Here is a 5,091-nt window from a genome sequence, read left to right on the forward strand (position 1 = left end):
GACGTCCTGACGCAATGCGTCAGCCGGGTGGGATGCAACCTGAAAACTCGCCTTGGGATTGGGATCGATCAGGGTCTGCTTGACCAGCTTCATATGGGCGATAACGCCAGGGTCGTCGCGTCCGAAACACGCAAACACGAAACGCAGCCCCGATTCGGTCAGCGCCTGGAGTTCTCCCCGAACGAATTCCGGCGTAAAGGCGTGGGACCATTCGACGGTGGTGGTGACTCCGGTGTCGATCAGGTCCAGCGTACTCAGCCGTACGCCGGCATAGGCCTCCGAGCGCGATACGGTAATTTGCGGGTCGAACAAGGGAAGCACACAGGCATCCAGCCAACCCATGAGGTCCTGGTCTGTGCCGCAGCCCCGAATGAGCGACTGCCACAGATGATTGTGCACATCGACAAAGCCCGGCATGACGATCATCCCGGTGGCGTCCACGACACGCGCCCCGGTACTTCGCAGATGCTTGCCGACCGCCGCGATCTTGTCTTTTTCGATCAGAATATCGGCGTTCTCCACGATCCCCAAATCGCCCGCGCCAACCGAGGAATCCATGGTCAAGATGAGGGAGGCATTTCGAATCAGCGTTTTGGCGGATTCGGCCAAAGACACCGAACAGAAGAGGACTGCCCAAGCGATCAGGAAAAAGGCGATGATCGCCGGACGACAGAGGCGGACGTTTTCGATCATGAATCGATCTCCTGAGCAGAAAAGCAAATCGCGCCGTGATCAGGCTACGCTCGGAAAAAGCGATTGTCACGGTCCAAGCAGGTACTCTCGTCGCTCAGGCATCACTACCACGACCGCAATCTGCATTGCGGCCCTGCGCTCAAACATACCCTTGGCTACCTTTCGGATATAGCATCGTGAAGTTGATTCTCATCCTGGTTTTGTCCATGTTGTGCGGTTGCGCTCATCGGCAGTTCGTCACCCAACCCTATCCCCGATGGGGACAGGAGGTATGGCTGTCCAGAAATGAGCGCGACAGCCCGTTGCCGATGCGCGTGCAAATGCCGCCACGACCCGCGGTCGCTCCGGCCTGTATCCTGATCGTCCACGGCATGAACGAATACATCGGCCGCTACGACGAGATCGCCGCCTATTTTGCGAGGCGTTTCATCGTGGCGGGTTTCGATCTTTACGCTCACGGCTTGTCCAATCCGAGCCTGTTGGCCGCCGACCGGGCCATTACTGGCGGGGCTTCCGAGTTCGACGTCAGCGATGCCTATTTGGCGCAGGCGAGCTTGCGCAATCTGGAGCCGATGCGGCGAGACTTGGATCAAGTGCTGCGGCGCCTGATCGAGGTCTGCGATCAGCGCGGCAAACCGGGTCTTCCGATTTTTATCCTTTCCCACAGCCTGGGTTCGTTGATCTCAGCGTCTTATCTGCTCGAACAAGCGCCGGGGGACGATTTACGATCCCGGATACAAGGCATCGTATTCCTAGGCCCCGCCTTTTCGGTGACCGAGGTTCCGGGCTGGCGCGGCTATTTTCAAACGCCTGTCGTGAAGCTGTCCTTTTACGCCGAGGAGCATTTTCTTCGTTCTCATGGCGAGCTGCTTCCGTTGCTGATTGCCAACCAGGCATTGGCGCTCGTTACCGTCCCTTTGCTGGACGGACTGTTCGAGGTGCTGTCGTGGCCGGGCCTGCGGCATATCTTTTCCCCCACGACACCGGGTTGGGTACCGGATTACTTGAGCGACTGGGAAGACGAGAGGGCACGCCACCGCGCCGACGGCTATATCATCCGCCGCAGCATCCTGCGTTACGTAAAAGGGGTCGAAGGGGAGATCGTTCGTTTCAGGCGAGAGATGGCGGGGTTTGCCACTCCTTATTTCCTCGTTTATTCCGCCGGCGATCCGATCACGCCGGCCTGGGGCAGTCACGATTTTGCCGGCAAGACCTTCGATAAGCACCCGGATAACCAAATCCTGCCGCTCATCGATAAGGTTCACCACGAACAGCTGTTTTCCGCGCCGCCATTGCGTCACGAACTCCTCAGGAAAATCGAGGGATGGCTGGACCGCCGTCTTAGGTCCATAAACGAAGTTGCCGCCGAGAGAGCGAGCGCGCGATGATCCCAAGAGCGTGTAAAGAGGCGACTTAGGCCGCCCCGCCTATATCCGATTTGAAAACGCCAGCTCGCCGCGCAGCGATTTGTTCCCGTAGCGCCCGCTGTCGAATACGGTCGATCGGGAAATTCCACATGATCGGCAGCCCCGACGCGATGACCAGGCACGGCAGCCAGCCGTAAATCACCAATAGCCATTTTTTCGCTTCGGGGGCTTGAACGGGGGCGGACGGCTCGAAACCGAAGGCGGCAGGGAGGGCGGTGCCCAAGAGAACGCCCAGGGCGACGGCCAGTTTGATGGCTATGCCCCACACCGCGAAAAAGAGGCCCGTCCGTTGCCGGCCCGACGCGACGATGTCGTGATCGACCACATCGGCAGCGATAGAGTTCGCCAACATGAAAATCGAAGCCAGGCTTGCGCCTCTCAATATGATCAAGGTCACATAGAGCACCGTATCGCCCCGATCGACCCAGGGAAACCCGAGGCTCCACAATCCGATCCAAAGCGCGGCGAGTATGATCGCCCGATGTTTGCCGATGCGATTCGCGATACCCATCCAAACCGGCACCATGGCAAGCGAGACGAGGTTTTCGGCAAGGATCATCGTGGCGAAGATGTCGGGGCGACCGACCACATGGGTCAATACCAGTCGATGCAGCGTGGCTTGAATCAGGACCGCCGTACCCAGCAGCAGCAAGGTAATCAAGGTCCGCATGAAAGCCTGATTGCGCAATACCAGCCGGAGCCCCGCCCAACCGCCGAGGCGTTCGCCCGCCAGCTCCTCAGACGGAAATTCCGGCACTTTGGTCAGCGCTACGGTCACCAGCGGCGGTAAACTGACAACGATGATGATGGCGATAACCCAGAGCTGATCGCGGTTTTCCACGTACCCCAGATAATCCAAGACGGACAGCACGCCTAGGAACAATATCTGGCCCAGCGCGCCTAATCCTTCGCGCCAGGCCGCTACATGCGTACGCTCGGTGTAGTCCGTCGAGAGTTCGGCGCCCCATGCCTTGTGGGGCAGATCCACGAGGGTGAAGGCGAAGAAGAGCAGGCTCGCCCAGACAAACAGATAGAGCAGCGAAACCTCGCCGGCCGGTGCGAAGATCATCCAGGCGGACAGCATCAGGAGCGGCGTCCCGATGGCAATCCAAGGCTTGCGGCGGCCCCATCGCGTCTTGAGGCGGTCGCTCAAAATTCCGATGAGGGGATCGCTGACCATGTCCAGCGCCCTTGACGCGGCGATCGCCATGCCTACCCCGGCGAGCGGCAAGGCCATGTCGTCGGCATAAAAGGCAGGGACAAAGAGCGCCACCGGCAAGGTCGCCACCGCATGCGTGAGATGCGGCGACGCATAGTACAGCATGATCTTGTGGTGAAGCGGCGGTCTGTCCATGATATTGCGGAAAGACAATAATCCCGGAGTCTACCCGCCTTGCTGACGATTTCAATGCTGGAAAGCGGTCCGGTTTCCAGTGGTCTCTTTAAACCGGGCGGCCGCATTTCATTCGTATGCCGGCACCGCCCGAAAAATCGACGGTGCGCTTCGCCGATCATGCCCAGGAGGAAGTTTTGCGGATTATCGTGATCAGCGATGCCTGGCATCCTCAAATCAACGGCGTCGTCACGACCTTGACGAATACCCGTCGCGCGCTGGAAAAGTCGGGACACACGGTCGAAATCATCACGCCCGATCGGTTTCGAACCTGGCCGTGTCCCGGTTACCCCGCTGTGGGTCTGTCCTTCCTGTGCGGCCCCCGTCTTCGGCCTCTGATCGAAGCCTTCAAGCCGGACGCGATGCATATAGCCACCGAAGGGCCGATCGGCTTCGCGGCTCGCCGTTACTGCCGCGCGAAAGGATTTCCGTATACAACGTCCTACCATAGTCATTTTCACGAATATCTGAAGCTCCGGGCCGGCATACCCTATTGCGTGAGCTGGACGTATCTCCGCTGGTTCCACAGCCGAAGCCATCGGATCATGGTCGCAACGGAGTCTCTCGCGAACGAGTTGGCCTCCAAAGGGTTTCGCAGGCTGGTGCGCTGGTCGCGGGGTGTCGACACAGAACTCTTTCAGCCCTGGGGAAAGGATTTTCTCAGGGACGAGCGCCCGATATTTCTGTACGCCGGCCGTGTCGCCATCGAAAAGAACATCGAGGCCTTTCTCCGCCTCGATCTGCCTGGCACCCGATACGTCGTCGGCGACGGGCCGCAACGAAAAGAGCTGGAAATGAAATATCCCGAGGTCCGCTTCGTGGGCTATCGGACCGGAGAGCCATTAGCCCGCTACATGGCGGCGGCGGACGTCCTGGTATTTCCCAGCCGGACCGATACCTTCGGCTTGGTGATGCTGGAGGCGCTCGCCTGCGGCGTTCCGGTCGCCGCCTATCCGTTGCGGGGCACACGGGACGTGATCCGGGACGACCGCGTGGGTGTCTTGGACAACGATCTCCGGCACGCTGCCCTTACAGCCTTGTCGCTCGATCCGCAGGAGTGCCGGAGTTACGCACGGGAATTTTCTTGGGACGCGTGTTCCCGGCAGTTCGTTGAAAACTTGGTCCCGATGGCGATGAGAACCGATTGAATTCGGCGCGGCTACAAAGCCATCCCTCACTTTTCGCCGTTTTCAAAAACGCAACGGACTTTTTGTCTCCTTGAGCGAGACACTCGGCACCGTATGGGTCTAACTCATCATCCTAGAAACGGCAGTTGACCGCTTAGATGGAGTGGAAAAGCCTTGTGGATTCTGACCGTTCCACCTTCTACCGATTTCACCACTTGGGTGAAGTCGCTACGCACCCGATTGCACGGCTGGCGAGCCGTCTGGCGGTGTTGCTCCTCCTTGTGGGGGGCGGCCCCACGGTGTCGTCGCGCCTTGCCATCCAGCCCGCCAGCCGCACACTCGGACGCGTCCAACTGGCGTTTCTAGGATCATCGTTTGCGCATGACTGAGCCGCACAAGGCCTGAAGGGCGCAGTAGTTCGCCTGCAATCGATGACTGGCGAAACCGTCGC

General features: G+C 59.4%; 5 protein-coding genes. 3 read left to right on the top strand and 2 right to left on the bottom strand.

What is annotated here, in order from left to right; genetic code table 11:
* A partial coding sequence (locus ABJK70_RS19770) for an amidohydrolase family protein (RefSeq protein WP_347258854.1) occupies nucleotides 1–693 on the bottom strand: 693 nt, incomplete at its 3' end.
* A gap of 176 nt (nucleotides 694–869) precedes the next feature.
* Here ABJK70_RS19770 and ABJK70_RS19775 point away from each other — a divergent pair.
* Nucleotides 870–2,081, top strand: a complete 1,212-nt coding sequence (locus tag ABJK70_RS19775; protein ID WP_347258855.1) for an alpha/beta fold hydrolase — start codon at nucleotides 870–872, stop codon at nucleotides 2,079–2,081.
* A gap of 25 nt (nucleotides 2,082–2,106) precedes the next feature.
* Here ABJK70_RS19775 and ABJK70_RS19780 read toward each other — a convergent pair whose 3' ends face one another.
* Nucleotides 2,107–3,474 carry an MFS transporter gene (locus ABJK70_RS19780; protein WP_347258856.1) on the bottom strand — a complete coding sequence of 456 codons (1,368 nt, stop codon included), beginning with the start codon at nucleotides 3,472–3,474 and terminating at the stop codon, nucleotides 2,107–2,109.
* A 116-nt stretch (nucleotides 3,475–3,590) separates the two neighbouring features.
* Here ABJK70_RS19780 and ABJK70_RS19785 point away from each other — a divergent pair, with 116 nt between their 5' ends.
* Nucleotides 3,591–4,661, top strand: coding sequence for a glycosyltransferase family 1 protein (locus ABJK70_RS19785; RefSeq protein WP_347258857.1), 1,071 nt, complete (start codon nucleotides 3,591–3,593; stop codon nucleotides 4,659–4,661).
* 155 nt (nucleotides 4,662–4,816) lie between these two features.
* On the top strand, nucleotides 4,817–5,029 hold the full coding sequence (locus ABJK70_RS19790; RefSeq protein ID WP_143735309.1) for a hypothetical protein: 213 nt from the start codon (nucleotides 4,817–4,819) through the stop codon (nucleotides 5,027–5,029).
* Nucleotides 5,030–5,091: the final 62 nt, after the last annotated feature.

The sequence above is a fragment of the Methylocaldum sp. genome (assembly GCF_039794385.1).
In the GTDB taxonomy this organism is placed as follows: Bacteria; Pseudomonadota; Gammaproteobacteria; order Methylococcales; family Methylococcaceae; genus Methylocaldum.